General features: G+C 47.3%; 20 protein-coding genes. 1 reads left to right on the forward strand and 19 read right to left on the reverse strand.

Annotated elements, in window-relative coordinates; genetic code table 11:
• Together essC and DW965_RS12740 are read right to left on the reverse strand one after the other, a co-directional pair.
• Positions 1 to 4518 carry a type VII secretion protein EssC gene (essC, locus tag DW965_RS12735; protein WP_117761951.1) on the reverse strand — a complete coding sequence of 1506 codons (4518 nt, stop codon included), beginning with the start codon at positions 4516 to 4518 and terminating at the stop codon, positions 1 to 3.
• 95 nt (positions 4519 to 4613) lie between these two features.
• A complete protein-coding gene (locus DW965_RS12740; RefSeq protein ID WP_117761950.1) occupies positions 4614 to 6020 on the reverse strand; it encodes a WG repeat-containing protein in 1407 nt (468 codons plus the stop codon).
• 158 nt (positions 6021 to 6178) lie between these two features.
• Between DW965_RS12740 and DW965_RS12745 the strand changes: the two genes are divergently transcribed.
• A complete protein-coding gene (locus DW965_RS12745) occupies positions 6179 to 6541 on the forward strand; it encodes a helix-turn-helix domain-containing protein (RefSeq protein WP_227094231.1) in 363 nt (120 codons plus the stop codon).
• A gap of 256 nt (positions 6542 to 6797) precedes the next feature.
• Here DW965_RS12745 and DW965_RS12750 read toward each other — a convergent pair whose 3' ends face one another.
• The 17 genes from DW965_RS12750 to DW965_RS12820 all read right to left on the reverse strand — a co-directional run bounded on the left by DW965_RS12750 (position 6798) and on the right by DW965_RS12820 (position 23306).
• Complete coding sequence (locus tag DW965_RS12750) at positions 6798 to 7514, reverse strand: LytR/AlgR family response regulator transcription factor (protein WP_117761948.1); 717 nt, start codon at positions 7512 to 7514, stop codon at positions 6798 to 6800.
• A 203-nt stretch (positions 7515 to 7717) separates the two neighbouring features.
• Positions 7718 to 9004, reverse strand: coding sequence for a hypothetical protein (locus DW965_RS12755; RefSeq protein ID WP_117761947.1), 1287 nt, complete (start codon positions 9002 to 9004; stop codon positions 7718 to 7720).
• Positions 9001 to 9762, reverse strand: coding sequence for a GHKL domain-containing protein (locus tag DW965_RS12760; protein ID WP_117761946.1), 762 nt, complete (start codon positions 9760 to 9762; stop codon positions 9001 to 9003). The genes DW965_RS12755 and DW965_RS12760 overlap by 4 nt, the downstream gene beginning before the upstream one ends.
• A gap of 105 nt (positions 9763 to 9867) precedes the next feature.
• Complete coding sequence (locus DW965_RS12765; protein ID WP_117761945.1) at positions 9868 to 11277, reverse strand: Sapep family Mn(2+)-dependent dipeptidase; 1410 nt, start codon at positions 11275 to 11277, stop codon at positions 9868 to 9870.
• Between the two features lie 107 nt (positions 11278 to 11384).
• On the reverse strand, positions 11385 to 12500 hold the full coding sequence (locus DW965_RS12770; RefSeq protein ID WP_330421170.1) for an ABC transporter substrate-binding protein: 1116 nt from the start codon (positions 12498 to 12500) through the stop codon (positions 11385 to 11387).
• A complete protein-coding gene (locus DW965_RS20440) occupies positions 12497 to 12946 on the reverse strand; it encodes an ABC transporter substrate-binding protein (RefSeq protein WP_256372861.1) in 450 nt (149 codons plus the stop codon). Before DW965_RS20440 ends, DW965_RS12770 begins: the two co-directional genes overlap by 4 nt.
• Before the next feature lie 71 nt (positions 12947 to 13017).
• A complete protein-coding gene (locus DW965_RS12775; RefSeq protein WP_022461627.1) occupies positions 13018 to 13785 on the reverse strand; it encodes an ABC transporter ATP-binding protein in 768 nt (255 codons plus the stop codon).
• Entirely contained in the window at positions 13778 to 14614 is an 837-nt protein-coding gene (locus tag DW965_RS12780) for an ABC transporter ATP-binding protein (protein WP_117761944.1), read from the reverse strand. Before DW965_RS12780 ends, DW965_RS12775 begins: the two co-directional genes overlap by 8 nt.
• Before the next feature lie 36 nt (positions 14615 to 14650).
• On the reverse strand, positions 14651 to 15418 hold the full coding sequence (gene nikC / locus DW965_RS19370) for a nickel transporter permease (protein WP_199669398.1): 768 nt from the start codon (positions 15416 to 15418) through the stop codon (positions 14651 to 14653).
• A gap of 33 nt (positions 15419 to 15451) precedes the next feature.
• Complete coding sequence (locus DW965_RS19375; RefSeq protein ID WP_117761942.1) at positions 15452 to 16393, reverse strand: ABC transporter permease; 942 nt, start codon at positions 16391 to 16393, stop codon at positions 15452 to 15454.
• Between the two features lie 10 nt (positions 16394 to 16403).
• Positions 16404 to 18065, reverse strand: a complete 1662-nt coding sequence (locus DW965_RS12790; RefSeq protein ID WP_117761975.1) for a class I SAM-dependent methyltransferase — start codon at positions 18063 to 18065, stop codon at positions 16404 to 16406.
• A gap of 120 nt (positions 18066 to 18185) precedes the next feature.
• Positions 18186 to 18350, reverse strand: a complete 165-nt coding sequence (locus DW965_RS19155) for a hypothetical protein (RefSeq protein ID WP_158568578.1) — start codon at positions 18348 to 18350, stop codon at positions 18186 to 18188.
• A 135-nt stretch (positions 18351 to 18485) separates the two neighbouring features.
• Positions 18486 to 19760, reverse strand: a complete 1275-nt coding sequence (locus DW965_RS12800) for a transglutaminase domain-containing protein (protein ID WP_117761941.1) — start codon at positions 19758 to 19760, stop codon at positions 18486 to 18488.
• Entirely contained in the window at positions 19657 to 20448 is a 792-nt protein-coding gene (locus tag DW965_RS12805) for an N-acetylmuramoyl-L-alanine amidase (RefSeq protein WP_330410121.1), read from the reverse strand. The genes DW965_RS12800 and DW965_RS12805 overlap by 104 nt, the downstream gene beginning before the upstream one ends.
• A gap of 82 nt (positions 20449 to 20530) precedes the next feature.
• Positions 20531 to 21478, reverse strand: a complete 948-nt coding sequence (locus DW965_RS12810) for a hypothetical protein (RefSeq protein WP_119198455.1) — start codon at positions 21476 to 21478, stop codon at positions 20531 to 20533.
• Positions 21479 to 21606: 128 nt separating this feature from the next.
• On the reverse strand, positions 21607 to 21825 hold the full coding sequence (locus DW965_RS12815) for a hypothetical protein (protein WP_119198456.1): 219 nt from the start codon (positions 21823 to 21825) through the stop codon (positions 21607 to 21609).
• Complete coding sequence (locus tag DW965_RS12820; protein ID WP_158582853.1) at positions 21822 to 23306, reverse strand: glycosyl hydrolase family 18 protein; 1485 nt, start codon at positions 23304 to 23306, stop codon at positions 21822 to 21824. The genes DW965_RS12815 and DW965_RS12820 overlap by 4 nt, the downstream gene beginning before the upstream one ends.
• Between the last annotated feature and the right edge of the window lie 602 nt (positions 23307 to 23908).

Here is a 23908-nt window from a genome sequence, read left to right on the forward strand (position 1 = left end):
TCACCTAACCTTGATATATGCCAAAGTATCCCCATGATAAAGAATCGCCTGATTTCTTTCCAACTGCTTTTTTCTTACCTCTGGATCACTTCTGCTGACTGCATTATTCAAAAACATAATTTTTGAATTGTCGATTCCTCCATCCATAATCATTCCATCTTCGCATCTGACTAAGTAAACATACAAGCCTGTGTCTTTATATTCCGACAGTTTTTTAAAAATTCCCTGTGTAATAATCAAAAGCTGTTCCTGCTTTTGTGTTTTCAAATATTTTCCAAATACTACCAAATCCTCATCTGAAATAGTGTCATAGAAATCAGAAAAATCATCAATATACAACAGGATTCTTTTTTGTTTTTTTTGTTCCAAACACCTTTGAAGGAAACGTCCTATTTCTTCTTCTGTCCGGATTTCATGCCAAAACTTCTTACTTTCTGGGTCTAAACTGAAACGGTAAAGTTCCCAGTTCTCCATTATGATTCCATTTTCAATCACAGACTCGAGAGAAGTTTTTGTCTCACTTCCGATAAAAATGCGTTTTGTTTCTTTTAAAAGAAATCCCTGCTTTCTCTCATCATATAAAGAAGCTCCAAGTGACAGCCATTCTTTTTTATCTCTGGCGCCTTCGAAAACAGGAATACGCTCTGGCAGTCTGCCACTTTCTTTTTCCGTTTTCTTTTCTATCAGTATGTTTTTCCTGTCTTCTCTTACCGTACTTTCCTTTTGATTTTCGCCATAATAAAATCTCATTTTCCGATAAGTCTGCTTTAGTTTACTGTACATTTGAGATTCATTGACTGCATCAAACGGAAGTGCTGTCTGCATTTCCACTGCAAACTCTCCATAGGAAATTACCGCCCGTCCCTTCACATCTTCAGGTTCTATTGCCGTACGTATATTCAGAAGATCCCGGTAATTCTGTAATTCATTCATCTGAAATACAATCCGCGTTTTGATATGTTCCGCTGTTTTGTAATAAATTGCATTTCGGCTGTTTCCTGTTACCACCAGATAAATGCCATATGTTTTTCCATTTGCAGCAATCTGAATAATCCCTTCCTCCAGACGCGGCATCTGTTCATGTATGACTGTGTAATTATCAATGATTACCAGCAGCATAGGAAGTTTTTGCCCGGTTGTTTCCAAATAAGAGGAATATGTATTGCACTCTTTTTCTGCAAATACTTTCTTTCGAAGTTCCATCTGATTTCTTATCTGCTGTATCATATGCTCACTCTTTTGCTTTTCATCTTCAAAAGCCACAGCAACACAATGTGGAGCTTCTCTTAAGTTGCCCAACATTCTTCCTCCGAAATCCAGTACATAAAACTGCAGCAGATCCGGTGAATATTTTTGTGCCATGGAAAATGCCATGGTCTGTAAAAAAGTGGTTTTTCCAGATCCAGATGCACCATAAACAGCAACATGTCCATTTTCCTGGAAGCAGAGTTCAAATGGCTTCTGCTCCTGCAGTTCCGGTATGTCACACATTCCGCATGCAGTTGCTGCATCGTTGTCTTTATCCCACTGTTCCGGCAGAAAATTCTCTGAATGGGCAACGCATTGTGAAAGAAATATCTTTTTGGGCAATACCGGTTTCCACAATGGTTTCACACAAAGATGCATTGCCTTTGCAGTCAATATTACTTCTTTTACGCTTTCTTCCAGCTGTGTTCTTCCACTTTTTTTTCCATCCGCTCGCTTCTTGGCTGTCCTGCGCACTCCAGCTGTATATCCAGTCATTTCTATGCTGTTTTCGCCATCTTCCATGTATCTGTCATAGGCAATATAGTCCGCACCGCTGAAACCTGTCTGTACTTCTTCAAAAATTTCATCATATCCAACTTGTACATAAGCTCTTCCTGGCTGTCTGATTGCCGCCGCGTCTTTTCGCCGGATCATTTCCTTACTGTCTTCCTGATCCAGCACTTTCAGACAAACTCGAAATCTGGAGTTACTCCAGATCTGCGGACTTACTACCCCGCTTGGCTTTTGTGTTGCTAAAATCAGATGAATCCCAAGACTTCTGCCCACCTGTGCAACATTAACCAGATATTCTAAGAAATCCGGCTGTTGTGTTCTTAACTGCGCAAACTCGTCAATAATGATAATCAAATGCGGTAATTTTTTCTTTATTTTTCCTTCTTCCATGTACTTATGCCATGAATTAATGTCCAGCTTATCAATCCCCAGCTCCTGCGCTGTTGCGTTAAAAAGTTTTTGCCGGTTCTGTATTTCGGCTTCCAATGAAACTTTCGCACGATGCAGCATATTTCCGGAAAGATTGGAAATTGTAGCTGACACATGCGGTGCCTTCAAAAATGGACGCGCCATGTCGCCGCCCTTAAAGTCAATTAAAATAAAAGCAATGTCATCCGGACTGTAATTCAACATCAAAGACAGAATGTATTCCTGTAAAAACTCGCTTTTTCCTGATCCTGTCATTCCCGCAACCAGGCCATGACATCCATGATATTTTTCATGAATATCCAGGTAAAATAGTTCTCCGTCCCGCTTCATTCCAATCGGAGCCGCCATAGAACGACTGATTTTACTTTCTCGCCATCGTCTTTCAATCTCCAGCATGTGAACATTTCCTGCCTGATACATGGAAAGGAAAGAAATTCGCTCTGGAATTCCCACTTTATGGTTCCAATGACGGTTTTCTATTTTTTCAAACAACTGCATCATTTTCTGGATCTGCAGGTAATTCAATTCATCAGGAACAAATGGAATCAGCTGATTATCATCTTCATTTTTTCGATAAATACCGCTTTGTTCCGCATCATTTAAAATAATAGCTTCTGCTTCCCTGGGAATTCTGGAGAAAAACTCTGCAGCATACACGATGGTTACCCCTTTAAAGTTCTCCGCAATATAAGAACTCTTTCCCAGAGAAATACTTTCCAGTAATTTTTCATTCAAAACAAATACTACATAATGTGGTATATTTATTTCACTTTTTTCTTTTGCTGTTTCTTCCAAATACAACAGAAATTCTTTCACCTCTTCTGGATCAGAAGCAAAAAACCGTTGTTCTCCGATTTCATTCCAAATATGTGGAAGATTCAAAACCCATTCAAAATCCAGAGCTTGATTTTTATCTGCAACAATCCCAATCTTCACCTCATCCGGCGCATGCATAACGACAATTCCTGTAATCATGCACCAAATCAGTTTATTGATTTTTTCTTTATCGCCGACAATTCCAACCATCTTCCTGTCTCGAAGGGAAAGTGCAATTGGAACTTCTGACAGCCGCTGATTTTCTTTTCCCAGCTGAATTGCCTGTTCCAGCAATGCATCATCTTCTAAACAAAAATGGTCTTCCGGTACTTTTACCAGAAGTTCTGATGATCTTTCTCCTATTCCCAGCCGCACAGAAAGAAAATCCTGATCTGCCGGTGATTTTTCCCAGATTCTTCGGTTTTTCCTCTCTACATATCCAAGCATTTCTTCAATACCTGGATAGTAATCCACATTCCAGATTCTGCGATTATATTCTCTGCAGCCTTCTATTTCTTTTCTTTTTTCTTCAAGATAAGCCGTATACTTCTCTTTTCGATAAGTTTCTTCTTTTTTCTCCTGTTTTTTATAATATTTTCTGGATAAAAACGGCCATAATACAGCGCCAGCCAGCAGACTCACTGTCATGGTTCCGTTGCTGATGATCGATGAAAAGTTTCCGGTTTCTTCCAGCCTCGCCAGTGCCAGTCCCAATTGTGCCATCATAGCCAATGACATTGTAAGTGTTGGACCTGCTGCCAGAATAAACGGCTGTTGTTTTCTTGTCTGACACGCTGGCGGTGCATCGATCCGAATTTCATCCGTTATCAGTGATTTATAAATTCTGGGATTTCTTTCAAATACTACTTCCGCACGGTTCTTTCTGGGGGCCATGTTCTGGGTCTTTTTGCATGGTTCAATCCCTTGTACAGAAATCTGTTTCGGCACCATCATATATTCTTTTAAATATACGATGGTGTATCCCATGATCATGATTTGATCACCGCATTGTAACCGCGATGCGGTGATCTTTTTGCCATTTAAATACACACCTGCTTTTTCGGAGATGTCCTGAATATATCCTTCTCCTGCTTTCATCCGAAGCACAGCATGTTTTCTTGAAATATTTTCATTGATATCCAGAATGATATTTGCATCATCTGCCCGTCCTATCTGTAGTTCCGCTTCTAACGGCAAATGATACTTTTTCATCTCTGCACTTAAATATCGCTCTGCTAAAACCAGAAACTGGTAGGGACATTCTGTATCCTTCACGGAAAAGAAGTCTCCATCCTGCAGCTTTCTCAGTTCAGCCTCTCCAGGGCCAATGATTTCTTCCGCCTTCTGCAGATAATACGTGCCATTCTGTTCATATACTGGAAATTTTAATTCCCGGCGCATATTTAACAATTCTCTGCTGATAAAACCATTTCTGGTTTTGTCCAATACCGTTTCTATTCCTGTCTGCAAATATTGATTTTCCAGAAAAAACAGTATTTTTAGACTTTCCATATGCGCCCTCCTCAAATGTCTCTGCCTGTAAACAAACTCTTCCTTGTTTCTTCTGCCTTTTCTTTCTCAGCAGAACTCAAAATTCTATTGCTTGTTTAAAAAATATGCAGATTCAATAAATCATCACGAGTTTTTTCTGTCACAACATATAACTTTCCTGCAACAGCGCTCATTGCCTTTATCTCTTCACCCTGATATGTCTCATCATAATCCACTTCGTACAAGTCGCCAAAAGGGATCACTACATTTCCTTTTTCATCGATCACGCCGCATTCACCATCCATATTTTTCAATTCTAAAAATTCACCAATGAATCTGACATCTTGAAATCTTTCTCCCATTAAATCATTTCCGTCTTCATCATATACTCGCCAGGTTTCTCCATATTGAACCACAATAAGTGAACTATCATATTCATATTGAATAGATTCATAGTCACTTAAATCAAAAGAGTGTATTTTATTTCCATCTTCGTCATAAATATCAATACCATCTTCTCTTTTCCCTAAAAATTCATGATTCGCAATTCCATAAATAGATGTATACGATGTATCTATTTGTTTTTGTTCTTTTAAATTATAGAAATACGCAGGACCATCTGTGTATAATGAATTATAAAAAAATACACTTCGTGCGATCTTAATCATGTTCTTGCTTAACGACGATATAATATATGCTTTCTCATCACTTTCACGGTTCGTTACTTCATATACGATCTCACCGTTTTCGTCTATTAACTGATATGTTTCCTGCTGCTCAGGATCTTCTGAATATTTTAAGATATTGTAAATTCCTGTTTCCGAATTATACTCTATAGAATCTGCATCCGTTATGTTTTCATTCATATCGAAATACCTTATTCCTTCTGACAAACTAATTTTTTTAAGATACAAATCTCCGATCACACTATCATAGCCATAATCGTTCAATTCTTTTATACAGTTTCCATTAAAATCCCATACACTTTGCGTTTTATCTTTTGTTACCAGATAATTGATCTTACCAGTTCTTATCAAATCGTATTCCATAGGAATCACTTTCTGATTCTTATTATCATATACGCCATATTTTCCTTCCATTTTGACAATAACTTCTATTCGATCTTCTGTCCTTCCTGCAAATTCCATCTCATCATACTCTGCCGGTATCACAAAGTTTCCTTCTGCATCTACCAGTCCATACAAAGACGATTTGCTTGATTCTACAATATAATAACCATTTGCGGCAGCCCCTCCACTCTCATACGTATATCCGCTGATTGAAAAACCTGCCATATTGTTTTCCATCTCTGCTTCCGGCATCTCTTCTATGTTTTCATCTGATACTGTTTCTGTACTTTCCAGGCTGTTATCGACTTCTTCTGTCTGCTCTTTCTCCACGCTTCCACTGTCTGTAGCCTCCACGCTATCGCTTATACTAACTTTTTCTTCCTTCCTTCCACAGCCCATTACAGAAAATGGTATGGTTAAAGCGAGTATCAATACCAGTATTCTTTTTTTCATATTTTTTCTCCTCTCTACAAATAATTCTTATTTTCGATTTTATTTATAAAATTTTAACACATTATATTTATCAATGCAATATGCATCTATAGTTGGTTGTTGTATATTTTTTATACTTTTATAATATATAAATTACATTAATTGTGGAGGTTTTACTCATGCAGCCGGAAATCAACTATAAAACCGTCGGACAACGCATCCGCACTGCACGTCTGCAAAAGAAGCTCAGTCAGGCAGAGCTTGGAGGCTTGGTCGGCTGTTCGAATAACCATATTAGTCACATCGAAACCGCACAGACAAAAGTTTCTCTTTCCATGCTCTCCAAACTGGCGCTTGCTCTGGATCAGGATCTTGATTATTTTCTTCTTGATACCCAATATGCCAAGCGTGATCGCCTGATTGATGAAGAAATTGCGGAAAAACTCAGCCGTTGTAATACCTCCACGCTGTTGACTGTAAATCAAATGCTGGATCTGCTTCTCAAACAGCAGGAGATGAATGATTTGGAGAAAAATTTGTAAATAATTTTGATAGTTCTCTCAATTCTCATGTAATATCTTTTTTGTATATTACATGAGATTTTTTTCGGTTCTCATAAGAAAAATTGTATCATATCTCATATTTTTTCCTATACTCGCTGCACAATCTGCACTTTTTTCGTAATAATCAGCATTTTTCTGCATTTTTTCCATATTCGCTCCCATTTTTCTGCAACAAAAAAAAATACCACACCATTCCCGTGCAGTATTTTTCCTCTTTTCTATCCCTATTCTGTTTCTACCTCGCCCACCTCTTCACCCATTCCACATACACCTCTTCCGTCTTTTTCCAGTAGCTCCTGCTGATATCCACAATTTTCCCGTTCTCCAGCAGCATTTTCTTCTTCGTGCATTCCTTCACATAGGAAAAATTGACCAGAAAGCTGGTATGGCATCTTACAAAATCATCGCTCGCGATTCGCTCTTCGATTTCCGGGATTTTCTCGTCCACCGTATATTCTTTTTCCTTTGTAATCACATAGGTGACTCTCCGGTCCCGTTCAAAATACAGAATGTCATCCAGCTTCAGACTTGCTTTTACACCTCCGTGGCACTGGAGAACAACTCTTCTGTTCTGTTTCCGCAGCTGTTCTATCGCCTTTTCCAGCACACCCGGCAGTTTTTCCTCGAATTTTTCTTTTACTATATAGTAGACATGGCGTGTCTCGTAAACTTCCATTGCATAGGACCAGTAATTGGTCAGGTAAACGACCTGACATTTGGGCCATTTCCGGTTGACTTCCATCGCCAGGTCAATTCCATTTTCATCCGACATTTCAATGTCCATAAACAGGATATGCATGGGGGGATGGTCTTCTGACAGCAGTTCGTTTCCATTCTGAAAGGAATAAATTTCTACGCTATTTGTCATCTGGTCTGTACAGTGTTTCACGGTTTCTCTCGTTTTTTCCCGCCAGTCCGGCGCGTCATCGCAAATTCCTATTCTTAAATCCATCTTTTTTTTCTCCAGTCGTACTTTCTGTTTTTGTCTGTTCTCATAGTCAAATGGATATTCGCAATCCGCTTCGCTCCTTGCTCATAACCGAATAACTGCTCCACAGTTTATCAGAACGAGTTTGCACTCCTCCTGATACAAGCAAGTCCCCACCCACTGCTTATTGCTTTTCGCAATGGAAACAGGGGACTTGCTTGATTCGGTTAAAGGCTGACGTACCTGGACAAAATAACAGTCAGACCAAATTTCCCGGTCTTTTCTTTTTTCTCCTGTATTTTTCCATTGTACTTTTTCACGAGTCCGCGAAACAGCTTCCGGCTCATCGGATTCTGGCGCCCGGAAGAGGTCAGGCATTCCAGAATCAGCTGATTTTTCACCCCTGTGATCTTCAGCCGGATTTCCCGGTGTTCTTCTCTTTTCACAAGATTTTCTCCCCAGTTTAAGATTCCGATCAGGATTTTTGCCAGATCCTGTTCTTCGATTTCTCCCCGATCGTATCCCTCAATCTCGTAATGCAGTTCGATTTTCTTCTTCTCCAGATTGGATTTCCATGCGCACAAAACCGCATCTGTCATTCGATCTTTGCAGTAAATCCCCTGCCGCACCTGATGACTGATTGCTTTAAGACTGTCCGCATACTGTTTCAGCGTCTCCCCGGATATCTCAGCAGTTCCGGTCATGATTTTTTCCATCTGCTCCGAAATGGTCTGCTGATATTGTTCCATTCGGGGAATCTGCTCTGTCAGAACCTGGTAATGGTATTCTGCCATTTTCTGCTGTTCGGAAAGAAATTTATAATCCTTCATTACCCGGCGCTGACGCTGCACTATGCTTAAAATGCTGAATACCATAATCAGAATAATCAGAATATCATCCAGAAACATCACCTGTATGTCCGTCAGTCCGTTCGGCACATAGTATAGAACCGGAAGAAAATAGACAAAAACCCAGATAATTTTCAGGTACCTGGCCTCAAAATCTCTATATCTTCTCAGAACATGGAGGATTGTTTTTTTCTCCAGCCTGTAAAACAGATATTCCAGAACCGGGATCAGTAAATCCCATGGTTCTACCGGGCATTTCAGGATATAGAGCGGGCGCCCTGACAAAAGATCCACAATACAGATTGCCGGATAATGAATCATGGACGTTACGATATCGGCCAGCATCGCGCCCAGCACAACCTTGGGAAGGCTGCCTTCAAAGGTGTAGTAAATGAGAACGGTGTTTGCTATCATGATGACAACCGAACAGAACATCATCAGAATTCCCCACCAGCTCTCATCTCCATAGTATCCCCGCAGAATGATGTCGCTGATGCCACCGATCAAGAATACCCGCAGAAGCTGCCAGATCATCAGAGGCTTTATGCTGTTTTTTCTCCGCATAAACATGTCAAACAGGTGAATGCCAAGAAACGCCTGTGGAACCAGATACAGCCAGCAGCGAATACAGGTCCGGACCAGTTCACTAAGGTTAGGATCTTTCATTCTTTTTCCCTCTTTTCTGTCGGATGTTCGATCGGAAAAACAATGGTCTGTTCCAGGCTGTGTCTTTCTTTATCCCAGAAGGTTTTGCTGGTTCCGTGGTATTTTTCAACAATGGCACGAATGATTTTGGTTCCCACGCCGTGTTCTGCTCCATCTGTTTTCCAGGTTGATAAGTTGAAAACCTCTTTGCTTGCAAGCGCATTTCTCAATTTCACCGTACAGGAATCGGAATCTTCTTCTATCCAAAAAGAAAGCTCTTTTCTTTCCTTTTCCGGAATTCTTCCGTTCGCTTCGATTGCATTATCCAATAAATTATGTAAAAAACCGATTCGTTCTACGGGCATCATCCATTCCATGCAGGTTTTCGATACCTGGATCTGAAAGGGAATCTCTTTTTCTATACAGACCTGTTTCTCCATCATCAGAAATGCATCTGTGATCTCATCCCGGCAGAAGGTTCCTTTCTGAATTTTCCGGTATGTTTCTGTCAGCTGATCCGCATATTTTCGAAGCTCCCCATCCGGATTTTTCTGCTTTTCTATCAGATACTCCAGCGTCTGCACATGGCTCAGAAGATCATGGCGAAATTTTCTCGTCACATCCATTCTCTGCCGGATCACTTCATAAATCTCCTGAAGGGAATCCATATAGCTTTCCAGAACTTCTTTCTCCTGTTCCTTCTGCGCGATTTCTGAAATCAGATAGCCAAGTACGGCTGCCAGAAAAAATCCCAGCAAAACTCCCAGTGTTTCCCTCATTTGTCCGCCCTCATCTATTCCTTCTTCTTTGGTAAGAGAGTCCCACACCGCTCAAAATGGTTCACAGCATAAGGACTCTGATTTCGTCTTGTACTGACGGGATTTTTATTCCCCGCAGATCCGCAGAATCGCCTCTGCAAAGATTACAACACACTGTTTCAGGCATTCGATTTCTACAAACTCATCTGCCCCGTGCATGCGATTGTCAACTTCAAGGTCTGCACAGCCGAAAGCAACACCGTTTTTCAGGTGATGGACATACGTTCCGCCGCCGATTGCAAAGGCTTTTCCCGGTTTGCCGGTGACGTCTGTATAGCATTGCAGCAGCGTCTGAACGAACGGGCTGTCTGCCGGAACGTGGTGTGGCGGGAACATGGCGCTGCCTTCCATGGAAAAGCCGCCTTTTTTCATATTCTGTTCGGCAGTATCATACAGGTTTTCTTTTGTCGCGCAGATCGGGGCGCGGCAGTCGTAGGAACCGGTCAAGGTTTTGCCGTCGTAGTTCATGAGGTCGAGGCTTAAGGTGAGCTCGCCGGACTCTTCATCTGACATGGCGACACCGAGGCCTGCGCCTTTGCCGTCGCCGTGCGGGTAAACTTTTGCAAGGAAACTGATGTCGTTTTTCAGTTCACTCTCTTCCATTCCAACGGATGCGAGAAGCTGCAGCAGTGCGGTCAGTGCGTTGTTACCCATTTCCGGGGTGGATGCGTGGGCGAAGGCACCGCAGGCGGTGATTTTTACATTGCCGTTTTCGGTGTCTTCCAGAACGAAGGAAACGCCGGTCTTCTGCTCAGTCTCGTCAGCGCAGGTTTTCAGGTCTTCTTTTGCCATGCCGGCAAGCTCTGCATATGCTTTGCCTGGTACAACGTTCAGTTTGGTGCCGGCCTGTAAGGATACGAGGCGCACGCCTGTCGTTCCGGCATCGGATGTTTTTTCGAAGTGGCCGCGCATGCCGCCTTTTTCAATGTTGATGACCGGGAATTCGGCATCCGGTGAGAAGGTGCATGGTGCTTCCACTTCTCTCTTATAATAATATTCGAGGTCAGAGCTTCCGCACTCCTCGTCGGAACCAAGGACAAGACGGACGTTTTTCTTTAATGGGTAACCGAGTTCTTTGACAGTGCGCATTGCATAGATGGCTGCAACGGCCGGTCCTTTGTCGTCTGCGGTTCCGCGGCCGAACATTTTTCCTTCTTTGATGAGCGGGGTGAATGGATCGGTCTCCTGCCAGCCTTCGCCTGCCGGTACGACATCGAGATGGGCGAGAATATCAAGGCCCTTTTCTTCCTGATTAAAGTCAGCTGCAATCGCGTAGTTGTCGTAGTTGGTTACGGCAAAGCCGTATTTTTCCAGAATTTCAATTCCCTGCGCCAGTGCTTCTGCCGCCGGTGCGCCGAATGGTTTGCCTGGCTCTGCCGCCTGTTTTTCGCTTGGAATCCGGATCAGGCTTTTCAGATCCTCGATCATCTCGGATTCGTGGTTTTCAATATATGTTCTTAATTCTTCTTTCCGCATCGTAACTTCTCCTTTTCTCTTCTCTGGCACCGTCGCAGTGCCGTTCTTTTTCTATCATAGCGCAGAAAGAGCAGAAAATCCACATTTTCTGCTCTTTTTCCAAATAATCATTTGTTTTTGTCCAAATTGACTGTAATTTCATAATAATCACACGGATGCGCCGTAAGCCCCGTCACGCCCTCGCCGGATACCATCGACATTTTGAGGTGTGATGCGAAGAAAAACATGTGGTCATCCAGCAGCGTCTGCGTCATCTCGATGGCCAGTTCGGTTCGTTTTTCGGTATCAAACTCGCCGCTTAACTGCTGCTCCAGCATCTCGAGTGTCTCACTGTAATAACCGCCGCGGTTCTTGGAGGAATCCTGCAGGCAGTGCGTTGTAAAGAAATACTCGGGATCGCCCGTCGGTGCGCTGACAAATGCGCTGACATAAACATCCCAGTTTCCTTTTTTCAGCAGTTCCAGATGATTTGCCGTGCACTGGATCTGTACTTCGATTCCGATTTTCTTCAGCGATGCCTGTGCACTCTCCGCGAGAAGCGGCAGTTCCTGGCGGCTCGGATACGTGAGCCAGCAGATGGTCAGGCGTTTTCCGTCTTTTTCCACGTAGCCGTCGCCGTCCTCATCGGTCCAGCCTGCTTCAGCCAGCAGTTCTCTGGAATACTCAAGATCATAGGACTCCTCCTGCACTTTGCTGTCGCCGAATGCAAAGTAAGAGGGGAACGGGCCTTCCGCCACGCTTCCGTTTCCTTCCATCAGCGTATTCACAAAGCCCTCCCGGTCGATCGCTCCGATGACTGCCTCGCGCACGCGGTCGTCCTGCAGCACCTCGGATGATCCGTTGAACTGTCCGAAGAAGGTACGCGACGTATCCGCCGAAGAAATCGTGTATGGTTCATCGCGGAACAGGATCAGATTGGAATACGGCAGGCCGTACGCCGCGTCGAGCTCGCCTGACTGTAACGCCATCGTCATCGTATCGCCGTCGCGGATCGTTTTTACTTCGATCCGGTCGAGCTTTGGCGTTCCGTTCCAGTAATTGTCATTTTTCACGAGCGTCAGTCCCTGATCCGTCTCCACCTGTACTGCGCGGTACGGGCCGGTTCCGGCGACATTGCCGTCATCCGTCACACCTGCCTGCATATCAATGATGCATCCATATGGGTCAGACAGATAATTCAGAAGCGCCGGGACAGGCTGTTCGGTGTGAATCGTTACGATCAGGCCGTCTGCTTGATGCTCTCAATTTTCAGATCCCCGCGTGCACGGTCATGTACTGCGATCAGATCCTCGAGACATTCTTTGACCGCCTCTGCGTCGAGAGTGCGCCCACTCGTAAAGGAGATGCCTTCATGCAGTGTAATCCGCCATGTTGTATCGTCCACAATCTCATAGCTTTCTGCCAGCCATGGCTCGATCTCCATAGAATCGGAATAATGAAACAGCGTCTCACCGATCCCATAGCGGATACACGCCCAGCCGGAATAGCCGTTGTGCGGGTTGACATCGGACTCGTCGTTTTCGGCGTTGAATGTCGTGTCGCCGTATATGAAAACTTTTTCATCTGTACCATCTGCCGCTGTGCTCTGACAACCGGAAAACAGTACCACCGCCAGAATGCCGCACAAAACATATGCAATTTTTTTTCTTCTGCCGTTCTTTCTCTGCATTCTGTACTTCTCCTGTTTTCGCAAATGGCACCACCATTTCCGCTGTCTGATTTTCTGTTTCAATAGTTTTCTCACAGACTATACTCCATCAACAGTTTCGTATATTCCTCTTTCGGGTACTCCAATACCTCCCGCGTCTCCCCCTGCTCCACGATTTTTCCCTGCCGCATGACAATCACACGGCTGCAGAGTTCCCGCACCAGCGCAAGGTCGTGGCCGATCCACAGCATCGCAAGTCCTTCTTCCCGCTGCAGTTTTTTCAGCAGTTGAACGATCTGCGCCTGTACCGCCGCATCGAGCGCACTCGTTGCCTCGTCGCAGATCAGAAGAGACGGCTGCACAGCAAGAGCCCGCGCAATTGCGGCTCTCTGGCACTCTCCGCCGCTTGTCTCGCGGGGATAGCGCATCGCCGTTTCCGAACTAAGTTCCACTTTTTTCAGCAGCTCCGGCAGATGAAGACACGCCTCTTTCCGGCTCATTCCCTGATTCCGAAAAGCTTCCAGAATCCCGGTTTCGAGCGTCTGCATTGGATCGAAGGAATCCTGCGGGGTCTGGAAGACCATCTGTATTTTCCGGTAAACTTCGCGCTGCCGCCTGCCTTTTCTTCCGAGGATTTCCTCGCCTTCCAACAGAACGCTGCCTGCATCCGCCTGGACCAATCCGGTGATCAGACGGGCCGTCGTGCTTTTTCCGCATCCGCTCTCCCCGATCAGGCCAAGACATTCACCCGCATCCAGTGTGAAGCTGATGCCGTCCACGGCGGCAAATTCCGTTTCCCGGCCGGTTCCAGCAAAGTTTTTGCTTAAGTTGTTTACTTCCAGCATGTTATGATTATGCATCGTTCTTCCCTCTTCCCGGCACAGCCGCAAGGAGATTTTTTGTATATTCGTCCTTTGGGTGATCGAAAACCGTCCTTGTCTCCCCCTGCTCCACGATGTTTCCATCCTTCAAAACAGCAACCCTGTCTGCCATCTGCTCGAGAACCGCAAGATTGTGCGTCACCAGCACCATCCCCGTCTGCTCTTTCTGCTGCAACGCCTGAAGCTCCCGCAGCACCTGCGCCTGCGAAACCACATCGAGTGCACTCGTCGGCTCGTCCGCCAGAAGAAGCGACGGATGCAGCAGCATTGCGAGCGCAATCCCGACGCGCTGGTTCATGCCGCCGGAGAGCGACGATGGATAGCTGTTCCAGATCGTCTCGCCATCCGAAAGCCCCATATCCGCAAATCGCTGGAGCGTCATATCTTTGATTTCTCTGCGGCTTTTTCTGCCAGACATTCCCCCAGAAATCGGGGTGATGAATCCGCAGCGTTTCTCATGGGCGCGCACGCTTTCACAGATCTGTGCTCCGATTTTCCGGGTCGGACAGAGTGATGCCCCTGTATTCTGGAAAATCATACCAATTTCTGAACCGCACAGACTCCGCAGCTTCTTTTCGGACATGTCCGTCAGCTCCTCTCCGCGAAATGTGATCTGCCCGCCGGTGATGAAACCATTCTTTCCCATCAGCCGCAGGATCGCTCGCAGCAAGGTACTTTTTCCACTGCCCGACTCCCCGGCGATGCCGACGGTTTCTCCTTTTTCGACGGAAAAACAGATGTTATTTAAAATTTGCTCCCCCTCATAACAGACAGAAAGGCCGCTGATTTCCAGCAGTTTTTCGCTCATGTTTTTGCTCCCTTTGTTTCCATTTTCGTTTGCCCCTTATCCCTGATCCACCGTTTTCCGTACCGCCTCACCAAGCAGATTGCAGACAAGAACGGTCAGAAAAATCGCCAGTCCCGGCGCCAGAATGACCCAGGGCGCGGTCTGCAGCATACTTCTTCCGTTGCTCATCATCGCTCCCCACTCCGCCGACGGCGCTTCCGCACCAAGGCCGAGGAAGGACAGACCCGCGATTTCCAGCATCATCGTTCCGATATCAAGCACCGCTGTGACAATCGTCTGCCCCGCAAGATTCGGCAGAATATGGCGTCTGATCATCTTCCATGTTCCGTTTCCTGTAAGGCGCGCCGCCGCGATGAACGGCATGTGTTTCAATGCCAGCACACGGTTCCGCGCAAGCCGTGCATATTTCGGCCAGGAAACAAGGATCAGCGACACAACGGCTCCCGTCATGCCGCTCTGCAGAACGCCGGAAAATGCGATTGCAAATACCATACCCGGAAAGGCCAGAAAAATATCGGAGATCTGCATCAGAACCGTATCCGTTTTACCTTCCAGCCAGCCGCTGAAAATTCCGGCGAGTGTTCCGATCAGAGCGCTTGCCGCAACGACAAGAAGTGCTGAAAAAATGCTGACCCGCGCGCCGGAGAGAATCCTTGAAAACAGATCTCTTCCATAGCGGTCCGTCCCCATCCAGTGCGCCGCGGACGGCGGAAGAAGGGACAGTTCCAGATTCTGCTCATACGGATCGTACGGTGCCAGATGGGCCGCACACGCGGCAAACAGCAGCAGCGCACCGGCGAGGATGCCATAAAAGGATCTTTCTTTTCTGTTCTTTTTTCATCGCATTCCCTCCAGCTTCGCCCGCGGGTCCAGTGCACCCATCAGCAGATCAGCAATGAGATGCAGCAGCAGATAGATCGCCGCCATCCACACCAGATATGCCTGAATCACGGGAATATCGTGCATGGAAACGGCATCCACGGCCATTTTTCCGACACCATTCCACATGAAAATCGTCTCAACGATGGCGGTTCCTCCAAGCAGCGAACCGGCGGATAAGAATAGCAGCGTGACCATCCGAAGCAGCACGGATTTTAATACATTTCCAAACAGAATCCGGTTTTCACTTAACCCACGTGCCCGTGCACCCGCCACGTACTCCTGCTCCAGCTCTGCAAGCACGGCAGAACGCACCTGACGGGTGTATTTTGCCGTCATCGAAACCGCAAGCGTCGCCGCCGGAAGCACACAGCTTTTCCATCCCTTTCCCATACTGAGAACCGGAAAAAGATTCCATTTCAGCGAAAAGAAATACAAGAGAAGAAGTGCAGTGAAAAACCCCGGAAACGAATTACCTGCAAAGCAGAACAGGCTGATACTGCGGTCCGCCCATGTATTCTGATATTTTGCACTTAAGATACCGAGCGGAAACGAAAGACAGACCGTCATGGCAAGCGCCAGCGCCGCAAGTGCAATCGTTGCGGGCAGTTTTTCGCAGAAGCTTACAAGCACCGGTTTGCCGGAAACGTACGACTCCCCGAAGTCACCGCGCAGGGCGTTTTTCAGCCATTGCAGGTACTGGACAGCTTTCGGCTCATTCAGTCCCAGCTCCTCCCGCATCGCTTCTTTTTCCGCCTCCGACATCACGCCGCCGCTGCTGCTCTCTTTTAAATCCACCGCATCGACCGAGGAAAGTCCCGTCAGCAGAAAAGCGAGAATCGTCACGCCGAGGAATACCGGAATCAGGCGAAGCAGTCGTTTTAACAAATATTTTTTCACAAATACTCCTTTACTGCTTCACGGCACAAATCGAAAACATCGGTGCCGGGTTATAGAACTCGTCTTTTTCCAGATAAATGCGTTTTCCAAGGCTCGTATCAATGCGGATTTCTCCCGCTGTGTTTTCGCACAGCACCGCCACATCGTACGCCGGCCGGTTTTTGCGGCTGATCGGGAGCTGTGATTTGATCCGTTCGCACTCTTCGAGCATCTCGTTTCCAACCTTGAAATGGGCATGCGCCTCCGGAAGTCCCTTCGTATCGGCAACATCTTCTTTTCCGTAATTGGCATCGAAGTTCAGCAGCACACCGCCCGTTTTCAGCACACGCATCCACTCGCCGTAAGCATGCTCCGCATTCGGCAGCGTCCACGTCAGGTTTCGGGAAATGACAACATCGAACGTTTCATCCGCAAACATCGGATTTTCCGCGTCCATGACCTGGAAGCAGCAGTCGGCATTCTCTTCTTCGGCGAGCTGGATCGCATTCTCAATCATCTCTGGTGTCAGGTCGATGCCGAAGACCTCGTGGCCCTCTTTTGCCAGCAGGATCGAGAAAAATCCGGCTCCGCAGCCCACATCAAGGATCTTTAACCGTCTTCCCGCCGGGATCTGTTTTTCAATCTCTTTCATCCAGCGCTTCGCAATCGGGTTTGCAAGTTCGGAGCGTCTCTGCTCTAAAAAGTTCTCGCTCCGCTTCTCCCAGTAATGGACAATCTGCTCTTTGCGGTCGTCGTACTCCGGCTCGCGCACAATTCTTCCGTAAGCAACGACAGGGCCCCCTTCTGTTACCATATCGCCCGGTTTTGCCGCCGGATACCAGAGGCCGTCTTCGGAAACCCCCTGATATTTTTCGCCGCGGCGGACGGTCACATCACCAAGCTGGAAGGGCTGCTCTGCGCTTTTTTCCGCGCGCACCAGAAACATCGGTGTCGATGCATAGTTCAGTCTCTCTTCCTCGCTCCAGACGCGCTTCCAGATTTCGGAATCGGTCTGGATGGAACAGACGCCGAGGGATTCGAGCACCTTCGTATCCCACGCCGGCCGTTCCATCGCAGAGAGCGGCACCTGACGCGCAATGTTTTCCATGCGGTCAATGTCCGTGCACAGATAATGGTCGTCGAGCTGCTGCTCTTCCACTTTCTTCCGGTCTGCCTCGTACGCTTCTTTTTTCTCCTCGTCATAGAGATAACCGTACCAGTTCGCATCAAAATTGAGCAACACGCCGCCCGGTTTCAGGACACGCATCCACTCTTGGTATGCCTGCTCCGGCTTTTCCAGATTCCAGGTCAGATTTCTGGAAATGACAACATCAAAGGTCTCATCCGCAAACTCCAGATTCTGTGCATCCATCCGCTGCAGCGTCACGCGCTCCAGACCGTATTTCGTATATTTTCCCAGATTCTCTTTCGCCTTTTCCAGCATCTCCTCCGTGTAGTCAACAGCCGCCACCGTATAACCTGCCTCCGACAAAATCATCGGGAAGAATCCCGGGCCGGTTCCGATATCGAGAATCTTCATCTCTTCTTTCTTTTTCTCTGGAAACTGCTCCTCTAATACATGCAGCCACGCTTCTCTCTGGCTTCCCGCCAGTTCTTTTTCATTGACCTCAGAATACCCCTCCGCACGGGTTCCCCAGTAGGAGGCAATTTCCTGTAATAATTCCTGTTCCATATCTTCCGCTTCTTTCTTCTTTTTCTTAACTTTCCCGGCGCGGTCGTTCTCCAACCGCTCAAATATCCCTTTACTCTACCAAAAATCGGCCTTTTTCACAAGCCCCCACGGGGGATATTCTTAACGCCGGCGCAGGGTATTCAGGTGATCGGCGGCGCGGATCTGATTATCTGCGGACGTCAGACAACCGACGGCGATACCGCGCAGGTCGGCCCTTTGATTGTGAAACATCTGACGATCCCGCATGCCGCCTGGGTCGCAGAGGTTACCGATGTCACGGATCATTCCATCACCGTCCGTCAGGATCTTGTGAGTGTTTCCCAGGTTTCCGAACTCCCTTATTCGTGCCTGATTACCATCGAGTTTCTCGAGCGCGAGCTGATCGACATTTTGTTTCCGGATATTTTTAAAGGAGAACCGTCATTCACTCGGTTCTCCTTTATATTGCCAGAATACCATCAGCTTTCTTGTCGCCGTATCCTCGCTGTATGTATATTTTACGGACCCGAGCCCGTAATAGCTGCAAAGATAGCCGGAAGCCTTATCGAGAAGCTCCGGTCGGGCTTCCATGACCTGTGCCATCAGATCATCGGTGGCAAATTTAAATTCGGAATACTCTTTTGTCTCTTCAATATCCGTCTCCATTTCCCACAGAATCTGCGTCGCATCAAATGTATCCATGTACCGGCCGATCTGGCGGTAATACTCGAGGTCATCTGCATTGCACGCCGGGAGCGGCAGATTCGCATCCGCCTGATGCGTGTCCGAAAATTCCGCATCGGAAACGCAGAGAAAATCGTAGTAGATCAGGTCGTCCGGCAGATTGTACTCGCCGCTCTCGCCCTCTGCGAATACCGGATCGCCCCAGGTTACATCGACGTTGTAATAATTGTCTCCGCACTTTACGATATTCCAGCCGTGCGCCTCGCCGGTGTCTGTCGTTCCCGTCACATAAATGACCGGGATGTCCAGGCGGTTCATCAGATACTGGAACGTTCTGGCATAGCCTGCGCAGACCGTCTGTCCGTTCACAAGTCCGCTGTAGAGTGTCTGATTCTCCGGCGCATCTTTCACATAATCAATCTGCCGGATACATTTTTCAAAGACAGCCTTGATCTTCCCATAGTCATCCATCGAACGGTCGATATCACTTAAGAAATCGTTTCCCGAACCTTTGATCTGGGTCTGGCGTCCTGTGATCTCCTCCGCAGGAATCGTGTATTCCGGAACTACCTCGCAGTAGTTCTTCGGCTCGCCGTATCCCGTGACATGTGATGCTCCGTTGATCCAGCAGTACTCCGGGTAATCCATATAGACCCATCCGTAAACCTCCGCCGTCACATCGGGATCGCCGCCTTTTGTGATGATGGTTTCCTGGTGTTCCGCGATTCCCTGCACCAGTTCGCGGTAAATCATCTGTCTGTTTTCATCGAGCTGGCTGTAATAATACCGCTTCGCCAGCTCCTCCTCATCTGTATTTTCCGCCTGAAACTGTGTTGCGCCATTCTCTGACAGACCATTGTTTTCGTCTGCCGTCTGTGAAGCAGTGCTGCTGTCCGCTCCGCTTCCGTTCTGCGCGGGATCGCTCTCATCAAATTCTCCGAATACCAGATAAGCCGCCAGCAGGACAAGCATAAGCGGAAGCAGCGCCCGCAGCGGTCTCTTCCGTCTTCGTCTGTGTCTTCTCTTTGCCATTCTTCTTTTCTCCCAGATACGTTAAAACGCCGTCACACAGTGCATCCGCCACCTTTTTCTGGTACTCCTTTGTGTTCAGGAGCGCTTCCTCCTCCGGATTTGAGAGGAATCCGCACTCGCAGATCACCAGCACTGCGTCTGTCTTCTTCAGCATGTAATACGTTTTGTTTCCCTTGGCTTTCCTGTGATTCGCCGGATCGAGCCCCGCGACCAGTGCAGCCTGCATGCAGAGCGCCAGTTTTTCGCCTTCTTTTGAATCCGTATAATAAAACACCTGCGCCCCTTTGACCGCCGCATCCGGGTAGCTGTTCTGGTGAATGCTGATCACACAGTCCGGCTTTTTTTTATGAATCAGCTGCACGCGCCGCTGCAGATCCTGCACTTTCGCATTCACGGCTCCCGGATCGGAGAGATCATCCTCCCCTTCCCGCGTCATCACCACAAGGATTCCCTGCTTTTCCAGCTTCTTTTTCAGCAGACGGGCAATCGCAAGGTTGATGTCCTTTTCTTTGACACCGTTTGCCCCGATTTTGCCGGGATCGTCGCCGCCGTGGCCGCTGTCCAGCACCACTACTTTTGTGGCTGCCTTCTGTGCTGCCACCAGCCGTGCGCCCTCGCGGGACAGAACATACGCCGCCGAAAGCAGAATCACCGCCATCAGCCATTCCAGTTTTTTCCCTTTTTCCAAATGAAAAGCCCCCTGCTGCAAATTTCCTTTCTTGGTCATTTTATGCAGCAGCGGGGCAGGTTACAACTCTTATTGCTTCCGGTTACTCTTCCTCATCTTCTTCATCATGCGCGCGATTCGGGATTTCATCCTCTTCTTCGTCGTTGTCATCATCGAGATAATCCGGCTCATTTTCGAAATCGATGACTGCGGAATTTTCGACGATTTCGTCTTCTTCCTCTGCTTCTTCTGCGGTATCTTCACTGCCTGGCTCTGCGGCTGTTTCTTTTGCCTCTCCGGGAAAGATACTTTTTACCGGATCTTTCATGAAGGTTTCCACTTCCGACGCAGAACGTTTCATCTCCTCACGCATTTTTTCGATGCCGGCAAAAGCCTCCTCAAAAATTCTGCGGTTCTTCTCGAGTACACTTGTCATGGTTTCCATCTCGGCGTAAATCTTCTGGTATCTGGTGTTGGCTTTCTGCAGTTCCGCGTCCATATGGCTCTGGATTTCTTCTGCTTCGGCCTGCAGTTTTTCTTCATAAACAGCAGCCAGTTCCTCGCCCTTCTGACGTGCGCTCTCTACCATGTATTCGCACTGTTCCTTCGTCTCGCGGCGCTGCTTTGCACAGGATTCCTTTGTCTCTTCCTGCTGTTTCCGGCAGGACTCGTTTGTCTCCTCTCTCTTTTTGCAGCACGCCTCATCCGTTTCCTCCGTTTTCTCGCGGCAGGACTCGTCCGTTTCTTCGGTTTTCCGGCGGCAGGCTTCCTCGGTCTCTTCTTTTAGCTTTCTGCAGCTCTCCTCTGTTTCCTGTGTCAGTTTTTTCGCTTTCACCTGTGCCTCAAACACAAGGCCGCTGATGCTGTCATAATTGTCGATATAGCTCTGGTATTTCTCATGAATGTTTTTTTCGAGCTCCTCGATTTTATCCTCACGCTCGCGGATCTTGCGGTTCAGCTTCTCGATTTCCTGCTCGTTTTCCTCGATCTTCGCTTCCAGTTTCTTCTGAGCGGCATACGCCTGATCTTTCAGGTTCTGCACTTTCGTCATGACATCGTCCTTATCGAACCGCCCATCAGCGTTGTTTTAAATAATTCTTCGTGATTGTTTTCTGACATGTATACTCCTCCTTCGTGCCCGGGCTTTTATCATTCCCCTTATCCTTCCCGGACTCCTCGTCAACTGTTTGTTTCAATATATTCTGAAATCAGACTCCAGATGTCTGCGCGCTCGAATCCGAGCTTCCACTCTGCCACTCCGGCGAGATCGGCGCTTTGGATCACTTTCAGTTTTTCCTCCATGGACTGCTCATCCTCCATCCAGATCGTGTATCTGGCATCGGAAGTTTCTACCGTTGCCACATTCTGGCCAAGGGATGCATCCCAGGTTTCTGTCATCTGATTCTCTTTTGCATAGTTTTGGCGCCATCCATGCCCAGCACCTCGCTGGTAATGGCGCTCTGTCCGAACTTTTCCGTCCAGACACGGGTATAAAACGGGATTCCGCAGATCACCTGATCGGCAGGCATCACCCGCGTCATCTCCTCCACGGCCTGCTGTACGAACGGGAGGGATGAAACAGAGCCTGCCTCCTCGCTTCCCGCGAAATGCTCGTCATAGGCCATGACAATCATATAGTCCACAAATCTTGCCTGCTCGCCGCGCTGATAATACATCGTGTAAGCCTGCGGTACCGGCGTATCGACCGACACCACAAGATTCTGTGCATGCGCCGCGCTCGTCAGTTCCCGCAGAAACTGCAGGTAATGCGGGATTCCGGCCTCTTTCAGATTCTCGAAATCCACGTTGATGCCGTCCATGCCGCACGATGCTGCCTCGGCGAGCAGCTGCTCAATGATTCTGCTGCGCACGGATGCGTAGGCAAGATCGGTTGTTTCGTCAAATGCTTCATTAAAGTTATCAATCAATCCCCAGACTTCCCGTCCCGCTTCATGCGCCAGTTTCACGTAATCGGCGCTCGCAAGGCTGGAAATCGTACCGGTTTCGTCTGTCACGGAAAACCAGGTCGGTGAAATCACGTTCACGCCGGTCATTTCTGCTGTCATCTCTGCCATCGCGTCGTTCGACTCGGTCGATGTGCTCTGATGCCAGACCAGATTGATTTTGTGATCCCGTGTAATTCTTTCATAGGAATCTTTCTTTGCCGTCCGCGCTTCGATGGCCTCCGGCTCGGAGATATCCTCTGTCTGGATGTATCCGGTATAGCCGTCCGCCGTCATGACTTTGCACCAGTTGTCCAGATTTTCCAGATACAGCAGGGTGTCACCCTTCTGTACATCCGCAAGAATCAGACTCTTGATGCCGCCTTTCTGGCGCACCTGCGCGGTGTCTGACTGTACCGTCGCCTGCTCCACGCCGTCCCATTCATTCCGGATTACAACACGATTGGGATCGCTGTAATATGCATAGTCGAGATCTGTGTATTCTTTTACGACATCCAGCGAAATGTAAACCGTTCCGTCGCTCTCCTGCTGTACGGCAGGCTGTCCGCCCGGTGTTTTGGCAATGGCCGCATCGCCCGGAAGCAGTGTCTGCACGCCGCCGCTCGTTGTAAGCAGGATTCCTTTTGTTTCTTCATCCCAGTAGAAGCAGCTGTTCAGCTGGGATTCTACATATGTGTACGCCGCATACGGCTCTCCTCCGATAAGGACGGCCTGCTCTTCCAGAAGTTCTCCGTTCTGGATCAGCGCAACGCTGTTTTCGTCTGTCAGGTTAAAATATTCGTTCCCGGCCATGTATTCGGTTCCGGGTTTATATCGGTTTATCAAAAATGAAACAACGCCTGCTGCACCGACTAGCACGATCAAAATCAGTACGACCAGTACCGGCGCTGCTTTTTTCTTCTGTTGCTCCTTCATGTGTTCTTTTCCCCTTTTCTTCTCTCTGAAGATCTCCCCACTTGCGCCCATTATAACAAAAAAAATACCCAATAGCAACCGTTATGCGCAAGGGAACCGCATGCGAGTCAGAAAGTATCGTTACAGTTCACTGGTTCCCAGCGAACTGTAACATTCGCAGCCCTCATTTAAAGTTTTGCTTTGCAAAAGGAGGGCTGCTCACACCTGAATCATGTTCTTACGCAGCGAAACAGCAGGTGTTTCACTGCTGATTGAACAGTAACGAAAGTATCGTTGCTTTTTGCTATTGGGTATTTTTCAGAAAATCTGTTTAAAAAGTTTTGTCGATTGTTTGTTTCATGGCTTATTTGCAGTTGTGACGTACAAAAAAGAAAGCCCCATCGATCCGTATGAAATACTTTTGTTTTTAGTTTCAATGATCATGTTTCACGGGGACGCCTTCTTATCCGATCCGTTTTTTCTGTGCCTGCTTCTGGCCGGAGTATGCACCCTCCGGGCAGAAGCAAAGGTTTCCCCAACTCCTATTATACTTCAAGCCGGGGGAATTACAAATAAAGTTTGTCCCTTCATTTCTGAAAAAATTATGCGAAATGTAAAAAAAA

Origin of the sequence: Blautia sp. AM47-4, assembly GCF_003479865.1 — a bacterium.
Classification (GTDB): Bacteria; Bacillota; Clostridia; order Lachnospirales; family Lachnospiraceae; genus Fusicatenibacter; species Fusicatenibacter saccharivorans.

What these genes read in the sequence shown, in the direction of transcription:
- essC (WP_117761951.1), bottom strand. Translation starts at nt 4,518, where the DNA reads ATGGAAAGTCTAAAAATACTGTTTTTTCTGGAAAATCAATATTTGCAG.
- DW965_RS12740 (WP_117761950.1), bottom strand. Translation starts at nt 6,020, where the DNA reads ATGAAAAAAAGAATACTGGTATTGATACTCGCTTTAACCATACCATTT.
- DW965_RS12745 (WP_227094231.1), top strand. Translation starts at nt 6,179, where the DNA reads ATGCAGCCGGAAATCAACTATAAAACCGTCGGACAACGCATCCGCACT.
- DW965_RS12750 (WP_117761948.1), bottom strand. Translation starts at nt 7,514, where the DNA reads ATGGATTTAAGAATAGGAATTTGCGATGACGCGCCGGACTGGCGGGAA.
- DW965_RS12755 (WP_117761947.1), bottom strand. Translation starts at nt 9,004, where the DNA reads ATGAAAGATCCTAACCTTAGTGAACTGGTCCGGACCTGTATTCGCTGC.
- DW965_RS12760 (WP_117761946.1), bottom strand. Translation starts at nt 9,762, where the DNA reads ATGAGGGAAACACTGGGAGTTTTGCTGGGATTTTTTCTGGCAGCCGTA.
- DW965_RS12765 (WP_117761945.1), bottom strand. Translation starts at nt 11,277, where the DNA reads ATGCGGAAAGAAGAATTAAGAACATATATTGAAAACCACGAATCCGAG.
- DW965_RS20440 (WP_256372861.1), bottom strand. Translation starts at nt 12,946, where the DNA reads ATGCAGAGAAAGAACGGCAGAAGAAAAAAAATTGCATATGTTTTGTGC.
- DW965_RS12775 (WP_022461627.1), bottom strand. Translation starts at nt 13,785, where the DNA reads ATGCATAATCATAACATGCTGGAAGTAAACAACTTAAGCAAAAACTTT.
- DW965_RS12780 (WP_117761944.1), bottom strand. Translation starts at nt 14,614, where the DNA reads ATGAGCGAAAAACTGCTGGAAATCAGCGGCCTTTCTGTCTGTTATGAG.
- DW965_RS12790 (WP_117761975.1), bottom strand. Translation starts at nt 18,065, where the DNA reads ATGGAACAGGAATTATTACAGGAAATTGCCTCCTACTGGGGAACCCGT.
- DW965_RS19155 (WP_158568578.1), bottom strand. Translation starts at nt 18,350, where the DNA reads ATGATCCGTGACATCGGTAACCTCTGCGACCCAGGCGGCATGCGGGAT.
- DW965_RS12800 (WP_117761941.1), bottom strand. Translation starts at nt 19,760, where the DNA reads ATGGCAAAGAGAAGACACAGACGAAGACGGAAGAGACCGCTGCGGGCG.
- DW965_RS12810 (WP_119198455.1), bottom strand. Translation starts at nt 21,478, where the DNA reads ATGACGAAAGTGCAGAACCTGAAAGATCAGGCGTATGCCGCTCAGAAG.
- DW965_RS12815 (WP_119198456.1), bottom strand. Translation starts at nt 21,825, where the DNA reads ATGACAGAAACCTGGGATGCATCCCTTGGCCAGAATGTGGCAACGGTA.
- DW965_RS12820 (WP_158582853.1), bottom strand. Translation starts at nt 23,306, where the DNA reads ATGAAGGAGCAACAGAAGAAAAAAGCAGCGCCGGTACTGGTCGTACTG.